Origin of the sequence: Aeromonas sp. ASNIH7 (genome assembly GCF_002903485.1) — a bacterium.
Classification (GTDB): Bacteria; Pseudomonadota; Gammaproteobacteria; order Enterobacterales; family Aeromonadaceae; genus Aeromonas; species Aeromonas caviae.
Genome location: NZ_CP026226.1, coordinates 4,022,876 through 4,039,879, shown reverse-complemented (window position 1 = coordinate 4,039,879; position 17,004 = coordinate 4,022,876). Strand labels below are relative to the sequence as shown.

The 17,004-nt window shown below is 59.7% G+C and carries 9 protein-coding genes and 3 pseudogenes; 9 read left to right on the top strand and 3 right to left on the bottom strand.

Translation table 11 applies throughout. The features are described from left to right. Window positions 1-205: 205 nt before the first annotated feature. Window positions 206-841 carry a YchE family NAAT transporter gene (locus C2U47_RS19040; RefSeq protein ID WP_010674328.1) on the bottom strand — a complete coding sequence of 212 codons (636 nt, stop codon included), beginning with the start codon at window positions 839-841 and terminating at the stop codon, window positions 206-208. Between the two features lie 832 nt (window positions 842-1,673). Here C2U47_RS19040 and adhE point away from each other — a divergent pair. The 5 genes and pseudogenes from adhE to C2U47_RS19015 all read left to right on the top strand — a co-directional run bounded on the left by adhE (window position 1,674) and on the right by C2U47_RS19015 (window position 10,004). Next, window positions 1,674-4,349 carry a bifunctional acetaldehyde-CoA/alcohol dehydrogenase gene (gene adhE, locus C2U47_RS19035; RefSeq protein WP_039038985.1) on the top strand — a complete coding sequence of 892 codons (2,676 nt, stop codon included), beginning with the start codon at window positions 1,674-1,676 and terminating at the stop codon, window positions 4,347-4,349. A 110-nt stretch (window positions 4,350-4,459) separates the two neighbouring features. Then, window positions 4,460-5,694, top strand: a pseudogene (locus C2U47_RS19030) (HD-GYP domain-containing protein). Window positions 5,695-6,046: 352 nt separating this feature from the next. Continuing rightward, window positions 6,047-7,737: pseudogene (locus tag C2U47_RS19025) on the top strand (LytS/YhcK type 5TM receptor domain-containing protein). Continuing rightward, window positions 7,734-8,438, top strand: a complete 705-nt coding sequence (btsR, locus tag C2U47_RS19020) for a two-component system response regulator BtsR (protein WP_103261848.1) — start codon at window positions 7,734-7,736, stop codon at window positions 8,436-8,438. The pseudogene C2U47_RS19025 and the gene btsR overlap by 4 nt, the downstream one beginning before the upstream one ends. Window positions 8,439-8,582: 144 nt before the next feature. Further along, complete coding sequence (locus C2U47_RS19015; RefSeq protein ID WP_103261847.1) at window positions 8,583-10,004, top strand: carbon starvation CstA family protein; 1,422 nt, start codon at window positions 8,583-8,585, stop codon at window positions 10,002-10,004. 62 nt (window positions 10,005-10,066) lie between these two features. Here the strand turns inward: C2U47_RS19015 and C2U47_RS23655 are convergent. Beyond that, a pseudogene (locus tag C2U47_RS23655) lies at window positions 10,067-11,709 on the bottom strand (mechanosensitive ion channel family protein). A 325-nt stretch (window positions 11,710-12,034) separates the two neighbouring features. After that, on the bottom strand, window positions 12,035-13,261 hold the full coding sequence (locus C2U47_RS19005; RefSeq protein WP_041206018.1) for an RNA-guided endonuclease InsQ/TnpB family protein: 1,227 nt from the start codon (window positions 13,259-13,261) through the stop codon (window positions 12,035-12,037). 57 nt (window positions 13,262-13,318) lie between these two features. On the opposite strand from C2U47_RS19005, the gene tnpA reads away from it, so the two are divergent. The 4 genes from tnpA (at window position 13,319) to C2U47_RS18985 (ending at window position 16,987) form a co-directional block, all read left to right on the top strand. Continuing rightward, entirely contained in the window at window positions 13,319-13,723 is a 405-nt protein-coding gene (gene tnpA, locus C2U47_RS19000) for an IS200/IS605 family transposase (RefSeq protein WP_103261846.1), read from the top strand. Between the two features lie 63 nt (window positions 13,724-13,786). Beyond that, window positions 13,787-14,056, top strand: coding sequence for a DUF3302 domain-containing protein (locus C2U47_RS18995; protein ID WP_041201542.1), 270 nt, complete (start codon window positions 13,787-13,789; stop codon window positions 14,054-14,056). Between the two features lie 10 nt (window positions 14,057-14,066). Continuing rightward, complete coding sequence (locus tag C2U47_RS18990) at window positions 14,067-15,104, top strand: HlyD family secretion protein (protein WP_103261845.1); 1,038 nt, start codon at window positions 14,067-14,069, stop codon at window positions 15,102-15,104. A 122-nt stretch (window positions 15,105-15,226) separates the two neighbouring features. Next, window positions 15,227-16,987, top strand: coding sequence for a DEAD/DEAH box helicase (locus C2U47_RS18985; RefSeq protein ID WP_103261844.1), 1,761 nt, complete (start codon window positions 15,227-15,229; stop codon window positions 16,985-16,987). The last annotated feature ends 17 nt before the right edge of the window (window positions 16,988-17,004 follow it).

Here is a 17,004-nt window from a genome sequence, read left to right as displayed (position 1 = left end):
GACAATTCTGATAATGCAATAGATATCATCAGGAACAGGCCGCTTTCATGGTCAAAAAAACAACTTAAAACCATTTATTCAGCATTTAAATATCCCGCGGCGGTCATTTTTCGTACAAGGCCGCTCGATTCTAGGAAATGACCAACAAAAAAGAAACAATAAAAAGCCGGTCACAAGGACCGGCTCCGACAAAAACGGACCAGGCTCACACCAGACCGGGGAAGACTCCCTTGATGCCCGCCACGATGATCTCGATGCCAAGGGACATCATGATGAGACCCATGATACGGGTCACCACGTTGATGCCGGTGTTGCCCATCAGCTTGAACAGCAGGGGAGCGGCGCGGAAGATGAGCCAGGAGCAGCAGGCAAACGCCACCACCACCACGAACATGCCGGCCATCTGGGGCAGGGTCTTCTGGCTGGCATAGACGATGGAAGAGGAGATGGCACCGGGTCCGGCCATCAGCGGCAGAGCCAGGGGCACCACGGCAATGGATTCACGCGCAGCCAGTTCACCCTTCTCCTGCTTGTTGTGCTTCACCTCCCCCAGCTTGCCCTGCAGCATGGACCAGGCGATCAGGGTGATCAGCGAGCCACCGGCAATGCGAAACGATGCCAGGGAGATGCCGAAACTGTCGAGGATGAGCTGTCCCATGCACATGGAGACCATCAGGATGATCATCACGGCAATGTGGGCGGTGGTGTTGGTCTTGCGTCGCTCCTCCGGCGACATGTGGCCCGTCAGGCTCACAAAGACCGGCAACAGACCCAGCGGGTTGATGATCGCAAACAGGCCGACGAAAAATTTCAGGTATAAAGAGAAGTCTATTGCTGCCATAGGCGCCATCCAGAACCAATACGAGCCACAAGGGGCCAACCCCCAAACTACGCGTAAATTTACACCATGGCTTTTCCCTTCTCCAATTAAATGATCTCACCCTTACCGGGGCTTTTTAGTTAGTTCCGCTAATGTATCGACAAAATTCAACATATCGGGTTGTTAAGGGAGAGTGGCCACCATTAACATCGCCGGGTGCCATGACAGCGCGTTATATCAACCCTCAGCCAAGAAACGATATTTTCGGCAAATGGCACCCTTGCTTCTCACCACACCTGCTTGCCGCCCCCACCCGCTCCTGTGACCCCGATTTTGGCCTTTCTCACCCTGGTGCGGTGCCAGTGGGGCCGGCTGTGCAGAGGTGACAAGCTCCCTGCCACCGCCAGATGTGCTGTTTCGCCAGGGCGACTGGATGAAAACAACAACCCCTTTCTCAACATAAATGAAACGTCAGGGGGCTAGGCGTTCTGCCGCCATCATGGCAATGCCACCTTCCCCCATCCCGGTCAAGGCGAGAATTCATCGGATCCCCTTCCCTGAGCAGATATTTCAAGGGCGCGTGACAGCAGCTCGTGATGCCAAGAAAGGATGACACACTCCCGTAACATAGTGGTGCGATAAGGGGTGAAACAAAATTTCTTTTGTTCTTTTGTTACATATGATCCAGATCAATCTTTTCTGACACATCCCGACCCTATAATCGAGTCAGAAAACAGTTTACTAAGGCATGTAAATACCCCGTTATGGTGATTCTCGCCTTGACAAGGTGGCTATAATTGCCGGGCATTGCCAAGGTCTTACTAAACAGTTTTCAAATCATCAGGAGATAAACATGGCAGTAACCAATTTGGCTGAACTGGATGCACTGGTTGCCCGCGTCAAAGAAGCACAGCGTCAATTCGCCAGCTTCTCGCAAGAGCAGGTAGACAAGGTCTTCCGCGCCGCCGCTCTGGCCGCCAGCAACGCCCGTATCCCCCTGGCCCAGATGGCCGTGGCTGAATCCGGCATGGGTATCATCGAAGACAAGGTTATCAAGAACCACTTCGCCTCCGAATACATCTACAACGCCTACAAAGATGAGAAGACCTGCGGCATCCTCAGTGAAGATGACGAGATGGGCACCATCACCATCGCCGAGCCGGTAGGCATCATCTGCGGTATCGTACCGACCACCAACCCGACTTCCACCGCGATCTTCAAGGCCCTCATCTCCCTGAAGACCCGCAATGCCATCATCTTCTCCCCGCACCCCCGCGCCAAGAACTCCACCAATACCGCTGCCAAGCTGGTACTGGATGCTGCCGTGGCTGCCGGTGCGCCGAAAGACATCATCGGCTGGATTGATCAACCCTCCGTCGAACTCTCCAACGCCCTGATGCGTCACGACGACATCAACCTGATCCTGGCCACCGGTGGCCCGGGCATGGTGAAGGCCGCCTACTCCTCCGGCAAACCCGCCATCGGCGTGGGTGCGGGCAACGTGCCCATCGTCATCGACGAAACCGCCGACGTGAAGCGTGCCGTCGCCTCCATCCTGATGTCCAAGACCTTCGACAACGGCGTGGTCTGTGCCTCCGAGCAGGCTGTCATCGTGGTCGACTCCATCTACAACCAGGTCAAGGAGCGTTTCGCGACCCACGCCGGCTACATCCTCTCCAAGGACGAAGCGGACAAGGTGCGTAAAGTGCTGCTGATCAACGGCGCCCTGAACGCCGACATCGTGGGCCAGCCTGCCACCAAGATCGCCGCCATGGCCGGTGTGACCGTGCCTGCCACCACCAAGATCCTCATCGGTGAAGGTCTGGAACTCTGCGCGGAAGACGAGTTCGCTCACGAGAAACTCTCTCCAACGCTGGGTATGTTCCGTGCCAAGAACTTCGAAGAAGCCGTCGAAATGGCCTGCGACATGGTCAACATCGGTGGTATCGGCCACACCTCCGGTCTCTATACCGACCAGGATCGCAATGCCGACCGCATCAAGTACTTCGGCGACAAGATGAAGACCGCCCGTATCCTCATCAACACCCCCTCCACCCAGGGTGGTATCGGTGACCTGTACAACTTCGCGCTGGCCCCGTCCCTGACCCTGGGTTGCGGCTCCTGGAGTGGTAACTCCATCTCCGAGAACGTCGGTCCCAAGCACTTGATCAACAAGAAGACAGTCGCAAAACGGGCAGAAAATATGCTGTGGCACAAACTTCCGAAATCCATCTACTTCCGTCGTGGTTCCCTGCCGATCGCCCTGGGCGACCTGGAAGGCAAGAAGCGCGCCATGGTGGTGACCGACCGCTTCCTGTTCAACAACGGCTATGCCGATGAAGTGGTTCGCCTGCTCAAGAAGCTGAACATGGAAGTGGAGATCTTCTACGAAGTGGAAGCCGACCCCACCCTGTCCGTGGTCCGCAAGGGCGCCGAGATGGCCAACTCCTTCAAGCCGGACGTGATCGTCGCCCTGGGTGGTGGTTCACCCATGGATGCCGCCAAGATCATGTGGGTCATGTACGAGCACCCGGATACCGCGTTCGAAGACCTGGCCATGCGCTTCATGGACATCCGCAAGCGTATCTACAAGTTCCCGAAAATGGGCGTGAAGGCCGAACTGGTCTGTATCACCACCACGTCCGGTACCGGTTCTGAAGTGACCCCGTTTGCGGTCGTGACCGACGACGCCACCGGCATGAAGTACCCGCTGGCCGACTACGAGCTGACCCCGAACATGGCCATCGTGGATGCCAACCTGGTGATGGGCATGCCCAAATCCCTGTGTGCCTTCGGTGGTATCGACGCCGTGACCCACGCCATGGAAGCCTATGTCTCCGTGCTGGCCAACGAATACTCCGACGGTCAGGCGCTGCAAGCCCTGAAACTGCTGAAGGACTACCTGCCCTCCAGCTACATCAACGGCGCCAACGACCCGGTTGCCCGCGAGAAGGTGCACAACGCCGCCACCATCGCCGGTATCGCGTTTGCCAACGCCTTCCTGGGTGTGTGCCACTCCATGGCCCACAAACTGGGTGCGGAGTTCCACATCCCCCACGGTCTGGCCAACGCTCTGCTGATCAGCAACGTCATCCGCTACAACGCGAACGACAACCCGACCAAGCAGACCGCGTTCTCCCAGTACGACCGTCCGCAGGCTCGCCGTCGCTACGCCGAAGTGGCTGACCACCTGGGCCTGACCGCTGCCGGTGACCGTACCGCCGCCAAGATCGAGAAGCTGCTGACCTGGCTGGACGAGCTGAAGGCCACCCTGGGGATCCCGGCCTCCATCCGCGAAGCCGGCGTGAACGAAGCGGACTTCCTGGCCAAGGTAGACCAGCTGGCGCTGGAAGCCTTCGATGACCAGTGCACCGGCGCCAACCCGCGCTACCCGCTGATCACCGAGCTGAAAGCCATCCTGATGGACACCTACTACGGCCGTCCCTTCATCGAGGAAGCCCCTGCTGCCGCCCCGGTTGCAGCCAAGGTCGACACCAAGGTGGACAACAAGAAAAAATCCAAGGCCTGATAAACGCCACGGATGACAAGAGCCCGCGCACATGCGCGGGCTTTTTTGTTTGTCTATCTGTTTAATTTTGCTAGCTTGTTGATAGGCAAATTCGACAGAAGAGCTAGTCCATGGCGCTGATACAGGCCTCCATCGAGCAGTTGAGAGTCGGCCACTACATCCATCTTCCCACGGGATGGACGAGCCACCCTTTCATGTTCAACGCCTTCAAAATCAAGGACCAGCAACAGCTCGACATCATCCGCCACCTCGACCTGACCCTGCTGATGGTGGATCCCGACAAGAGCGATCTGCCGGTCGAGCCCCTGCTGCGGGCCGAACCCGTCCCCTCTCTTGAGATGAGCGACACGGGGGATACCACCTCCTCTTCTGAGGGCCCCACCTTCGACGAAAAGGCGTTCAGGCGCTCCCTTCGCATCGCGGACAAGGCGTTCGGTCAATCCCTGTCAGATCTTCGCGACGCCCTTGGCGCCCTCAACCTCAAACCGGACGAAGGCCTGGCCAATACCGCGCAGATAGTGCGCAGCACCGCCGCCCGTCTGGCAGAACACCAGGGGCCGCTCGGTCTGCACCTCATCCGCAGCCAGAACACGGATACCCTGCTGCAACACAGCCTGAGCGTGGCCTTCATCGCCATGCTGATGGCACGGGAGCTTGGCATGAATCCCGTCGAGATCGAGGAGACCGGTCTGGCGGGCCTGCTCCACGACATCGGCGAGCTCAGGATCCCGAGCCAGATCATCCAGAAGCGGGGGGAGCTCAGCAAGGCGGAGCAGAATTTCCTCAACATGCACCCCCAGTACGGACTGGAGATGCTCAACCAGTTGCAGGCTTTCGAACCCAGGATCCGCGAGATGGCCTACCTGCATCACGAACGCCTCGATGGCAGCGGTTTTCCCCTCGGGATGAAGGGCGACAAGATCCCCCCCTCGCCCGCCTCATCGGGCTGGTGGACCACTATGACGAGCTGCTTCACCCGCGCAGCGGCCTCAACCCGCCGGGGCCCAGCCAGGTGATCGGCCAGCTCTACAAGCTCTCCCAGAAGAAGTTCGAGCAAACCCAGGTCAGGTTGCTGATAAAGGTGCTGGGGGTCTATCCGCCGGGTTCCCTGGTGCGCCTGGATGACGATGCCCTGGCCCTGGTGCTCTCCACCGAGCCCAGCATGCCCCTTAGACCCAAGGTGCTGCCCTACCTCAAGGGACAGCGGCCGGAAGGGGTGGCCATGATCGATCTGCGGGAAGATGCGCGAAGCATCGTCGCTACCCTCAGACAGGAAGAGCTGGACGACGCGCAACGCGCCTTTTTCGGTCTGGGTCGGCGGGTCTGTTACTATTTCGCCTTCTGAGTTATCCCCAGAAGCTGGGGATAACTCATTGGACAAACCTGAATAATTGCTCAGGTCCCCTCGAAATCGTCCACCATTGGAGCTGGATAAAAAACGCCCAGCCGATGGCCGGGCGGAGCATGCCACCTCCGTGTGGCGTATCCGGTGGATACCTTCATGCTCGCATCAGCAATATCAGGCAGGCACCGATTACACAAATATCAATTTAACGTGCTGATTTTATATGGTTTTATTTTTCCATTCTGGCAAACTGCCGCAGCGTTCAGCCAGCAGCCCGCATCAAGACGGGCTCAGGCTCCCCCTGCGTCATGACAACGCCCGGCTCCGGCGTGGTGTTTGAGGAAGCTTTTTTATGCAACTAGTCCTCTCTCTGCTCCAGCAGATGAGCGTCAGCCTGGTCATCGCCTACCTTTTTTCCAAGAGTCCCCTGCTGCGTCCCCTGGCCAACTACTCCGTCAGGCTGCCCCACAAGGTGCTCATCTATGTCATCTTCTCCTGCTTTTGCATCCTGGGAACCTATGTGGGCCTCGACATCGATGACGCCATCGCCAACACCCGGGCGGTCGGTGCCGTACTGGGGGGACTGCTGGGCGGCCCCCTGGTGGGATGCCTGGTGGGGCTGACCGGCGGCCTGCACCGCTATACCCTGGGGGGTTCACCGATCTCGCCTGCGCCATCTCCACCACCTGCGAAGGCTTGCTGGGGGGGCTGGTTCACTGGCGGCTGATGCGGGCAGGCAGGGTCAATGACCTCTTTGCCCCCAGGGTCGCCTTCTTCACCACCTTCGTGGCCGAGATCATGCAGATGGTGATCATCCTGCTGGTCGCCACCCCCTTCGACAAGTCCCTGCTGCTGGTGCGCACCATCGCCACCCCCATGATCCTCGCCAACTCCTGCGGGGCGGCACTCTTCATCAGCATGATCCGCGACCAGCAGCGGATGTACGAAAAGTTCTCCCGGGTCTTCTCCGCCAAGGCGCTCACCATCGCCAACCGTACCGTCGGCATCATGAGCCAGGGGTTCACTCCGGAGGCCAGCGGCAAGATAGCCCATATCGTTCAGGAAGAGACCGACGTCGGCGCCGTCGCCATCACGGACACCGACAAGATCCTCGCCTTCATCGGCACCGGGGAAGATCACCACAAGCCGGGCACTCCCATCACCTCGGCGATCACCCTGCAAGCCATCGCCCAGAACAAGGTGCTGTTCGCCGATGGCAACAGCCAGCCCTATCGTTGCAGCATCTCCCCCCAGTGCCAGCTCGGCTCCGTGCTGGTGATCCCCCTGCAGGGTGACGAGGGGGTGATCGGCACCATCAAACTCTATGAGCCCAAGAAGCGGCTCTTCCTCAAGATCAATCACACCCTGGGAGAAGGGATCGCCAACCTGTTGTCCCAGCAACTGCTGGCAGGCCGCCTGGAGCAGCAGCAGCGCCTGCTGGTGCAATCCGAGCTCAAGCTGGTGCAGGCACAGATAAACCCCCACTTCCTGTTCAACACCCTCAACACCATCAGCGCCATTACCCGCCGCGATCCGGGACGGGCACGGGAGCTGCTGCTGCACCTCTCCCGCTTCTTTCGCAACAACCTCAAGCGCCAGAGCGGCCTGACCACGCTGCGTGAGGAGCAGGAGCACTGCCTCTCCTACCTGGAGATAGAGCAGGCCCGCTTTGGCGAGCGGCTCACCGTCATCAACGAGATCCCGCTCCACCTTGCCGAGGTGCAACTGCCGAGCTTCACCCTGCAGCCCCTCATCGAGAATGCCATCAAGCACGGCATCTGCTCCCTGCTGGGAGAGGGGCGACTTCGCCTCTTCGCGAGGGAAACCCCCGAGGTGATCACCCTTTGCGTCGAAGACAATGCCGGGGCCTGGCAACCATCCGGCCAGGGGGATGGTCTGGGGATGAGCCTGGTGGACAAGCGCCTCAAGAGCGCCTTTGGCGAGCGCTATGGCATTGACGTCCAGTGGGAGCCGGAGCAATGGACCCGGGTCTCCCTGACACTCCCACGACAACCCCGCACCACCGCCAAGGAGATGACATGATCCGCACCCTGATCGTCGATGACGAGCCCTATGCCCGCGAAGAGCTGGCAGAGCTGCTGGCCAGCGATCCCGACATCGAGATCCTGGGCATGGCGGGCAACGCCATCGAGGCGCTCGGCCTCATCCAGCAACTCAAGCCGGATGTGGTGTTTCTCGATATCCAGATGCCCAAGCTCAGCGGCATGGAGCTGGTGGCCATGCTCGATCCCCTGCCCCGCATCGTCTTTGTCACCGCGTTCGACGACTACGCCATCCAGGCCTTCGAGGAGAACGCCTTCGACTACCTGCTCAAGCCGGTGGAGCCAGCGCGCCTCGCCAAGACCCTGGCGCGGCTCAGGCAGGACATCACCCCGCAACCCGTCGGGACCCGGGCCCCAGCCATCCACCATATCCCCGGATACCTGCACAACCGGGTACGGCTGCTCCCAACCTCCCAGGTGGAGTACGCCTTCTCCGATCTCGGCGGCGTCCATGTCGCCTGCCAGGGCGAGCTGTTTCACACCCAGCTCACCCTCAAGTCCCTCGAAGAGAAGACCCCGTTGCTGCGCTGTCACCGCCAGTATCTGGTGGCCCCAGCCGCCATCTTCGAAATCCGTTTGCTGGAGAATCAACTGGCGGAGATCGTGACCCCGAGCGGGGCCCGGGTACCGGTCAGCCGCCGCTACCTCAAGGAGCTCAAAGACGAGCTGGGACTGGAATAAAACGGGGCGCGATGTGCGCCGGATCACAGCGGGCAACCGCTCGGGTCGCCATGTCGCCGCTCACCCTCTTTCACCTGCCGTTAACAGAAGTCCCCCCCTACACTGGCTGCGCACACCAAAAAATAACAAAGCAGGAGCGTAGCAATGATCTGGTTCTTCCTCTGTGTCGGCTTGTTGATAGCCGGCTACTTCATATACGGCAAATTCATCGAACGGATATTCGGGCCCAAACCCGAGTTGAAGACCCCCGCCATCACCATGGCGGACGGGGTGGACTATGTCCCCATGTCGGACAAGAAGGTCTACCTGGTTCAACTGCTCAACATCGCAGGCGTCGGCCCCATCTTCGGCCCCATCCTGGGTGCCCTCTATGGTCCGGTCGCCATGCTCTGGATCGTCTTTGGCTGCATCTTCGCCGGTGCGGTCCACGACTATTTCTCCGGCATGCTGTCGGTACGCGCCAGGGGCGCCTCGGTGCCGACCGTGGTCGGTGAGCACCTGGGCACCGCCGCCAAGCACTTCATGAACCTCTTTGCCGTGGTGCTCCTGATGCTGGTGGGCGTGGTCTTCGTCCTGAGCCCGGCGGGCCTACTCGCCAACCTCACCTCCACCGATCTGGTCTACTGGATTGCGGCCATCTTCGCCTACTACATCCTCGCGACCATCGTCCCCATCGACAAGATCATCGGCCGCTTCTACCCCATCTTCGGTGCGCTGCTGGTCTTCATGTCGGTCGGCCTCATCATCGGCCTCATCGTCTCCGGCAAGGGCTTCTACAACACAGGGATGGACTTCTCCAACCTGCACCCGACGGACCTGCCGCTCTGGCCGCTGCTGTTCATCACCATCGCCTGTGGTGCCGTCTCCGGTTTCCACGCCACCCAGTCCCCGCTGATGGCGCGCTGCATGCAGAACGAGAGCTCCGGTCGCTTCATCTTCTACGGAGCCATGATAGGGGAAGGGATCATCGCCCTCATCTGGTGCACCCTGGGTCTCTCCTTCTACGACAGCACCGAGGCACTCAACGCCACCCTGGCCAGCGGCGGCCCCTCTGCCGTGGTGCACGAAGTCTCCACCAGCCTGCTCGGTACCGTGGGCGGCATCCTGGCGATCCTCGGCGTGGTGATCCTGCCCATCACCTCCGGTGACACCGCGTTTCGCAGCGCCCGCCTCATCGTGGCGGACTTCCTGAACCTGACCCAGAAGCCCATGGCCAAGCGTCTGCTCATCGCCATCCCCATGTTCATCCTTGGTTTCATCATCTCCAAGGCCGAGTTCGGGGTGATCTGGCGCTACTTCGGCTGGGCCAACCAGACCACCGCCGTCATCATGCTGTGGGCTGCGGCCGCCTACCTCATCAAGGAAGGCAAGCTGCACTGGGTATGCACCATTCCCGCCATCTTCATGACCGCAGTGGTCATCACCTACCTGGCCAACGCCCCCATCGGTTTCGGCCTCGAGATGAATGTTTCCACCATCATCGGTCTGGTGAGCACCGCCCTCATCACCCTCGCCTTCCTGGTGAAATTCAGGCCCTCCCAACTGAGAGAGGCCAAGGAGAACTGAGGCGTCAGCTTCTCTTCATGACAAGAGGCCCGGCATTGCTGCCGGGCCTCTGCTTTTCGTGGTCACTCCCTGACGGGGGGCTCGGCGGGATCGGGCGCCCGGGCCGGCGCCTGATACCACTGCTCCCTGGCCACCAGCACAGCCTGCTCCGGCTGGGCAATGAAGTTGGGGGACATGATCTGCACCCCGAACTCGTTGAATACATCCTGAATATGGCCATGGAGTTCCGTCTTGACCACCGCAGGGAGTTCGCTTGCCTTCATCCTCACCTGCAACTCGTACTCCACATACCAATCCTGCAGATTCAACTGCCGCACCAGGGGAGCTTCATCCTGATTGAGCCGGGTGCAGCGCCGCGCGGCCAGCTCCAGCATGGCATGTACCTGACGCCAGGGGGTGTCATAACCGATGGTCACCTTGGTCAACAGGACCACCCCCTTCTCGCCCGCCAGCCGTGTCAGGTTCACCACCTTGCCCCCCACCACCACCGCATTGGGCAGCGTGACCTCGTGATCCTGTCGCGTCACCAGCTTGGTCGAGAGGGCATTGAGCTCGCTCACCATCCCCTCCACCTCGCCGATCTGCACCAGATCCCCTGGCCGCAGTGCGCGGGAGTAAATGAGCACCAGGCCGCTCATGGCATGGTTCATGATACCGGCCGACCCAGTGTCACCATCAGACCGAAGAAGACGCTGATCCCCTTGAAGGCATCGGAATCCGCACCCGGCAGATAGGGGTAGGCCACCGTCAGGGCAAACAGCCAGATCACCACTGACAGCAGTCGCCGGGTGGCGCCTATGGTCTCGGCGTGCAAACCCTGCACCCGAAACTAGCCACGCTCGATGCGGTCGAAGAGGATGGCCCACATCTTGATGAAGAAACGGGTGATGACCACGATAAGCAGCACGGTTACCAGACCGGGCATGGCGGCAATCATGCCCTCCAGCATGTCGCCACACAGGGCAAACAGGGATTCCACAAGCTGATAGCTCCAGGCCCGGGTCTGGGGGAACAGGCCGAGCACATAGGTCAGCCAGCCATAGGTGAGCATGAAGATGAGCAGCAGCGTGATGAGGCCGAGCAAGCGGACCTCGACATTCCCGGTGACCTGGCGCCAGGAGTGGGGGACCAGCCCCTTCTGCAGCAACAGGCGGTTGGCCAGCCACTTTCTGACTCGCCGATGGCCCCGCTGCAACAGCCAGATGAGGCCGAAGAAGATCAGGCTGACCACCACCGCCAAGCCGACGGCTCTGAGCAAATAGGGGGTCGAGTGCAGCTCGAGATACTTGATGCGCACGCCGTCGAGCCGATGCAGGACACGTTCGGCCGCCTGATCCAGGGTCAGCTCGTCGAATTCATCAAGGTCCCCTTCCAGCAACACCAGAATGCGCTTGCCATTGACCAGAAACTCCCGGCTCTCCTGGCCGTGTCGGCTGCCTTTCGTCACGGCCACAGGCGTCATGAGGTCGCTTGGCTCCATCCGCTGAACTAGCTCATGGGCCAGCCGTACCCTGGCCGCCCCATCCAGGTTGCCATATTTAGCCGTCAGCATGACGATGGGTTCATGAAGCAGGACCAGGGTCTGTGCCAACTCCTGCTCATTGGGCTCCATTCTGGGTTCGGCGGTCCAGCCGAGGCGGGACCACAACAGGCAGATCAGCAACAGGCCAAGCCGCCATCCTTTGCCACTGCACCATTCGTTCATCAGGTTCACCTCTCACCTTGCCCGGGCATCTATTGCTGTTTGATTTTATCTAACCAAATCAATTTTGTGTGTTAAATGAGCAACCGATGAACCATGCCTGTACCGCCACACCAACTCTCCGATTGCAGACTTGCACCGAGGGCATATGCTGTCATTATTGCCGAAGCCTCGACTCGACAATCGAAGCATTGTTAGCGACTCAGACGGGAGAAATCGATGGTACTTGACTACATTGCCCTGGGGATCCTGGTGTTTGTCGTCTTGGTCATGTTCTTTGACATCCTCCCCCACCTTAGCGCTTCGCGTCACAGGAGGGGGATTCCCATTACTGGGTGATAGCTGCTCGCGCAGTACCGGGTTCCTGCTTCATCGGGCGGCCTGATTGCACCACGCCTCCACAGGCTAAAACGGCGTGTCCCGCCGCTAAAATATTGCGAGCGCCGTTCACATCGGCGTTCGCCTCATAACCACACGCAGCGCATTTAAACTGGCTTTGCGTCTGGCGGTTATCCTTCGCAGTATGCCCACAACAGGCGCACTGCTGGCTCGTGTAGGCCGGGTTTATCGCCAACACCTGACCGCCTCGCCATGCCTGCTTATATTCGAGCTGGCGGCGCAGCTCAAACCAGCCCTGATCTAATATCGAACGATTCAGCCCTGATTTTGCCCGGACGTTGCGCCCCGGCTGGCTGGTCGTGCCCGCTGCTGATTTTGACATGCTGGCAACCTTCAAATCCTCAATGACGATCATCGCGTGGTTTTTGCTGATAGTCGTTGTGACCTTGTGAAGGTAATCGCGGCGGCTATTGGCGATATGTGAGTGCAGCCGCTGGATCTTGGCTTTTTGTTTCTTCCAGTTGCTGCTGAACTTTACCTTTTTGCTCAACTGGCGTTGGAGCCTTGCCAGCTTGGTCTGATTGGTTTTGAAGCTGTTGACGGGCTCAAACACCGTGCCGTCTGACAGGGTTGCGAGCTTGGCGATCCCCGCATCTAGCCCGACCATTGAGCCGGAGGGGTGAATTGGCTCAAGCGTCTCCTGCTCGACCTGAAAGGAGATATACCAGTGCCCGGCTGCTTGGCTGACGGTCGCGTTTTTAATTTTCCCTTCAACTGGCTGGGACTGACGGAACTTGACCCACGCCAGCCCGGCAGGCAGCTTCACGCGACCCTTTTCAAGGCGGCAATACTTGTCGAAGTTGACGAACCGGATAGCGTCGCGGTTGTCGCTTTTTTTCTTGAATACGGGTGCCTTGGCGGCGAGTTTCTTATCAAAGCAGCGCATCCACGCGCCATGCAAATCCTTGAGCTTCTGCTGGAGGTTGTCGGTATATGCCTCGGCCAGAAAGGCCATTTCTGGGTCTTTCTTCCAACTGGTGAGCATCCTGTTCAGCTCAAAGGCAGAAGGCAGTTTTTCGCCAGCATCCAGAATGCGTTTGGTTTCTGCCAGCCCGTGATTCCAGACATAACGAGCACAACCGCCCAACTGGCGCAGGCGTTGCGCTTGTTGTTCGGTCGGTTCGAGTCGGAATTTGTAGGCTTTCAGAATTTGCATTTAGCGCTCAGTGTGTAGCATTATTGCCATATCTATTAAGCCCGATTGAGTGACAGAATGCAATTCACTAAAATTAATAAATCACGCCATGCGACCTACGTTTTGCACGTACATTTGGTGTTTATCACCAAGTATCGAAAGCCGATATTGGGGGATCTGCATCACGCTTCATTCGGTCAGTGTGCGGCAGAGGTTTGCAGAGATTTTGGTGCGGAACTGAAAGAGTGTGACGGAGAGGCTGATCATGTTCACATGCTGATAGAGTACGGCCCAACAGTGCAGCTATCGGTGCTGGTGAACTCGTTAAAGGCGGTCACATCAAGGCGACTGCGTAATGAATTTCTGGACTTGAGGGGTGCTTACAGCAAACCCGTACTCTGGTCACGCTCTTACTTTGCGGGCTCTTGCGGCGGTGCGCCGTTAGAGGTGATCAAGCAATACATTCAAAACCAGCGGGGCTGACGCCCCGGCGAAATTCCCCTCCCACCTACGTCGGAGGGAGTCCCCTTTCGCATTTAAGATGGCATTATCGTCATTCACGATATTCCATATGAAATTGCCAAGCACCGTAATCACCCCCACCAGGACGCCATTCACGTGGCAGGCTGGGTCAGCCTGTTCACCCTGCACGTGCTCTGGCCCTTCCTCTGGATCTGGGCCACGATTTATCGCCCCGATCGCGGCTGGGGCTTCTCGCAACGCCTACAACATGACGAAACAGAGATCAGCGCACTCAAAGAGGAGCTGGCAGCACTGCAGGCTCGCATGACCACGCTCGAACAGACCGACAAATAGGTAACGCCCCATGGACCTGCTACTTATTCTCACCTATACAGCCCTCTGCATAGGTATTTTCAAGATCTTCAAGATCCCGCTCAACAAGTGGACCGTGCCGACCGCCGTACTGGGTGGCGTCATCATCATCGGCACACTCATCATGCTGATGAACTACAACCACCCCTATTCCGAGCTGGCTCGCAACTATTATGTCTCCACCCCGGTCGTGCCCCTGGTCAAGGGGCGTGTCACCGACGTCCCGGTCAAGCCCAACCAGCCGGTCAAGAAAGGGGATGTGCTGTTTCGCATCGACGCTGAGCCCTTCCAGGAGAAGGTCGCCAGCCTGACGGCGCGCCTCGCCTCCAACACCGATTTTCTGAAGGCTCTGGACGCCCGCCTGCGATCAGCCAGCCTGGACAGGGATCGCGCCCAGGAGCTGATGCGACGGGGCATCGGCAAACAGCGCGACCTCGACGTCACCCAGGCCAACGTGGATGACATCGTCGCCCAAATTGATCAGCAGAAAGCGACCCTCAATGACCTGGGTGCCCAGCTCAACATCGCCAAGTACGATCTGGAGCAGACCGTGGTCTACGCCCCGAGTGACGGTCATGTCGTACAACTGGCATTGCGCCCGGGCATGATTGCCGCCCCCTTCATGTTCCGCCCCGTGATGACCTTCATTCATGAAGATGCCAATGCCTATGTCGGCTGGTTCTGGCAGAACAGCATGCAGCGGCTCAAGGCGGGTGACGAGGCCGAAGTCGTGCTCGACGGCATCCCGGGTCGCATCTTCAAGGCCAAGGTGCAGTCCGTTATCCCGGCCATGGCACCGGGCAATATCCAGGCACAGGCGGGTCTTATCGATCAGACCTCGGCCCAGGTACCGGGTCGCCTGCCCATCGTGCTCGAGATCACCGATCCCGAGTGGGCAAACTACCAGGTGATCGCGGGTTCCAGCGGTCAGGCCGCCATCTATAACGAGCACTTCCACCACGTGGCCATCATACGCAAGATCCTGATGCGCATGGGTAGCTGGCTCAACTACCTGTTCCCCTTCCACTGAGGTCCCTGACCTGCACGGGCCGGCATCCTGCCGGCCCGCTTCCTGTCAGCGCGAGCCTCCCTCGCTGCATTTTCCCCGCAAGATCCCTATAATGGCGCCATCTTGCACCACAGCCGTTCCCCATGTTCGTTCTCAGACCCTATCAAACCGACGCGGTCAACGCCGTCATCAGCCACTTTCGCAAACACCCGGATCCCGCCGTGGTGGTGCTGCCCACCGGGGCCGGCAAAAGCCTGGTGATCGCCGAACTGGCCCGCAAGGCCCGTGGCCGGGTGCTGGTGCTGGCTCACGTCAAGGAGCTGGTGGAGCAGAACCACGCCAAGTACGAGGCCTGGGGGCTCAAGGCCGACATCTTCGCCGCGGGGCTCGCACGCAAGGAGGCGAGTGCCCAGGTGGTGTTTGGCTCGGTGCAGTCGGTGGCGCGCAATCTGGATGCCTTCGACGGCGCTTTTTCGCTGCTCATCATCGACGAGTGCCACCGGGTCTCGCTCGATGACGACAGCCAATACCATCAGGTGATCGAGCATCTCAAGGCCGCCAATCCGGCCCTCAAGATCCTCGGGCTCACCGCCACCCCCTATCGGCTGGGGCTGGGCTGGATCTACCGGCGCCACTACCACGGCATGGTCAAGAGCCACGGCGAGCGGCTCTTTGGTGACTGCGTGTTCGAACTGCCCCTGCGCTTCATGGTGAAAAACGGCTACCTGACCCCGCCGCGCCTGGTGGACGCCCCCATCGTCCATTACGACTTCAGCAAGCTGGTGCCGCGGGAGAACGGCCTGTTCAGCGAGGCGCAGCTCAACGGCGAGATCAAGCGTCAGGAGCGGGTCACCCCCCATATCCTGAGCCAGGTGCTGGAGTATGCGGCCGACCGGCAGGGGGTGATGATTTTCGCCGCCACCGTCGAACATGCCCGGGAAATTCATGGCCTGCTCGGTGCCAGAGGCCAGCAGGCCGCCCTCGTCACCGGCGAGACGCCGGAACCGGAGCGCGACGCTCTAATCAGTGCCTTCAAGGCGCGCGAGCTCAAGTTTCTGGTCAACGTGGCGGTGCTCACCACCGGCTTCGATGCCCCCCACGTCGACCTTATCGTGATGCTGCGTCCCACCGAATCGGTGTCGCTCTACCAGCAGATTGTGGGACGGGGCCTGCGCCTCTCACCCGGCAAGAGCGATTGCCTAGTGCTCGACTACGCAGGCAACAACTTCAACCTGTTTGCCCCCGAGGTGGGGGAGCCCAGGCCTCACGCCGGCACCGAGCCGGTTCAGGTGCCCTGCCCCGCCTGCGGCTTTGCCAACACCTTCTGGGGCAAGACCGACGAGGATGGCAAGGTGATCGAGCACTATGGCCGCCGCTGTCAGGGACTGTTTGAAGATGACGAGGGCAACCGCGAGGAGTGCGACTACCGCTTTCGCGCCAAGATCTGCCCAGGTTGCGGTGCTGAAAACGACATCGCCGCCCGCCGCTGCCAAAGCTGTGGCCAGCTGCTGGTGGACCCTGACGACAAGCTCAAGGAGGCCCTCAATCTCAAGGACTGCATGGTGATCCGCTGCGCCGGTTTGACCCTGAGCCCTGGGCGAGGCAAGCAGGGGGAGCGGCTGGAGGTGACCTACCACGACGAGGATGGCCTGACCCTGACGGAGTACTTCCCCTTTCACTCCCGGGGTGCACAGCGCTTGTTTCAACAACGCTTTGTGCGTCATCATTGGCCCGCCCCGAGCCTGGAGCCCGAATTCACGACCCTGGCGAGCGTGATGCTCGCGGCAGACCAGTTCCGTCACCCGGATTTCGTCATCGCCCGCAAGTCGGGACGCTTCTGGCAGGTGAAGGAAAAAATATTCGATTACGAGGGGCGTTACCGGACTGCCAACGCCCCGGCCTGACCCCATGGCAGGCGATA

Coding starts and splice junctions, on each gene's coding strand:
- adhE (WP_039038985.1), top strand. CDS start 1,674: ATGGCAGTAACCAATTTGGCTGAACTGGATGCACTGGTTGCCCGCGTC.
- C2U47_RS19015 (WP_103261847.1), top strand. CDS start 8,583: ATGATCTGGTTCTTCCTCTGTGTCGGCTTGTTGATAGCCGGCTACTTC.
- C2U47_RS18990 (WP_103261845.1), top strand. CDS start 14,067: ATGGACCTGCTACTTATTCTCACCTATACAGCCCTCTGCATAGGTATT.
- C2U47_RS18985 (WP_103261844.1), top strand. CDS start 15,227: ATGTTCGTTCTCAGACCCTATCAAACCGACGCGGTCAACGCCGTCATC.
- btsR (WP_103261848.1), top strand. CDS start 7,734: ATGATCCGCACCCTGATCGTCGATGACGAGCCCTATGCCCGCGAAGAG.
- C2U47_RS19040 (WP_010674328.1), bottom strand. CDS start 841: ATGGCAGCAATAGACTTCTCTTTATACCTGAAATTTTTCGTCGGCCTG.
- C2U47_RS19005 (WP_041206018.1), bottom strand. CDS start 13,261: ATGCAAATTCTGAAAGCCTACAAATTCCGACTCGAACCGACCGAACAA.
- tnpA (WP_103261846.1), top strand. CDS start 13,319: ATGCAATTCACTAAAATTAATAAATCACGCCATGCGACCTACGTTTTG.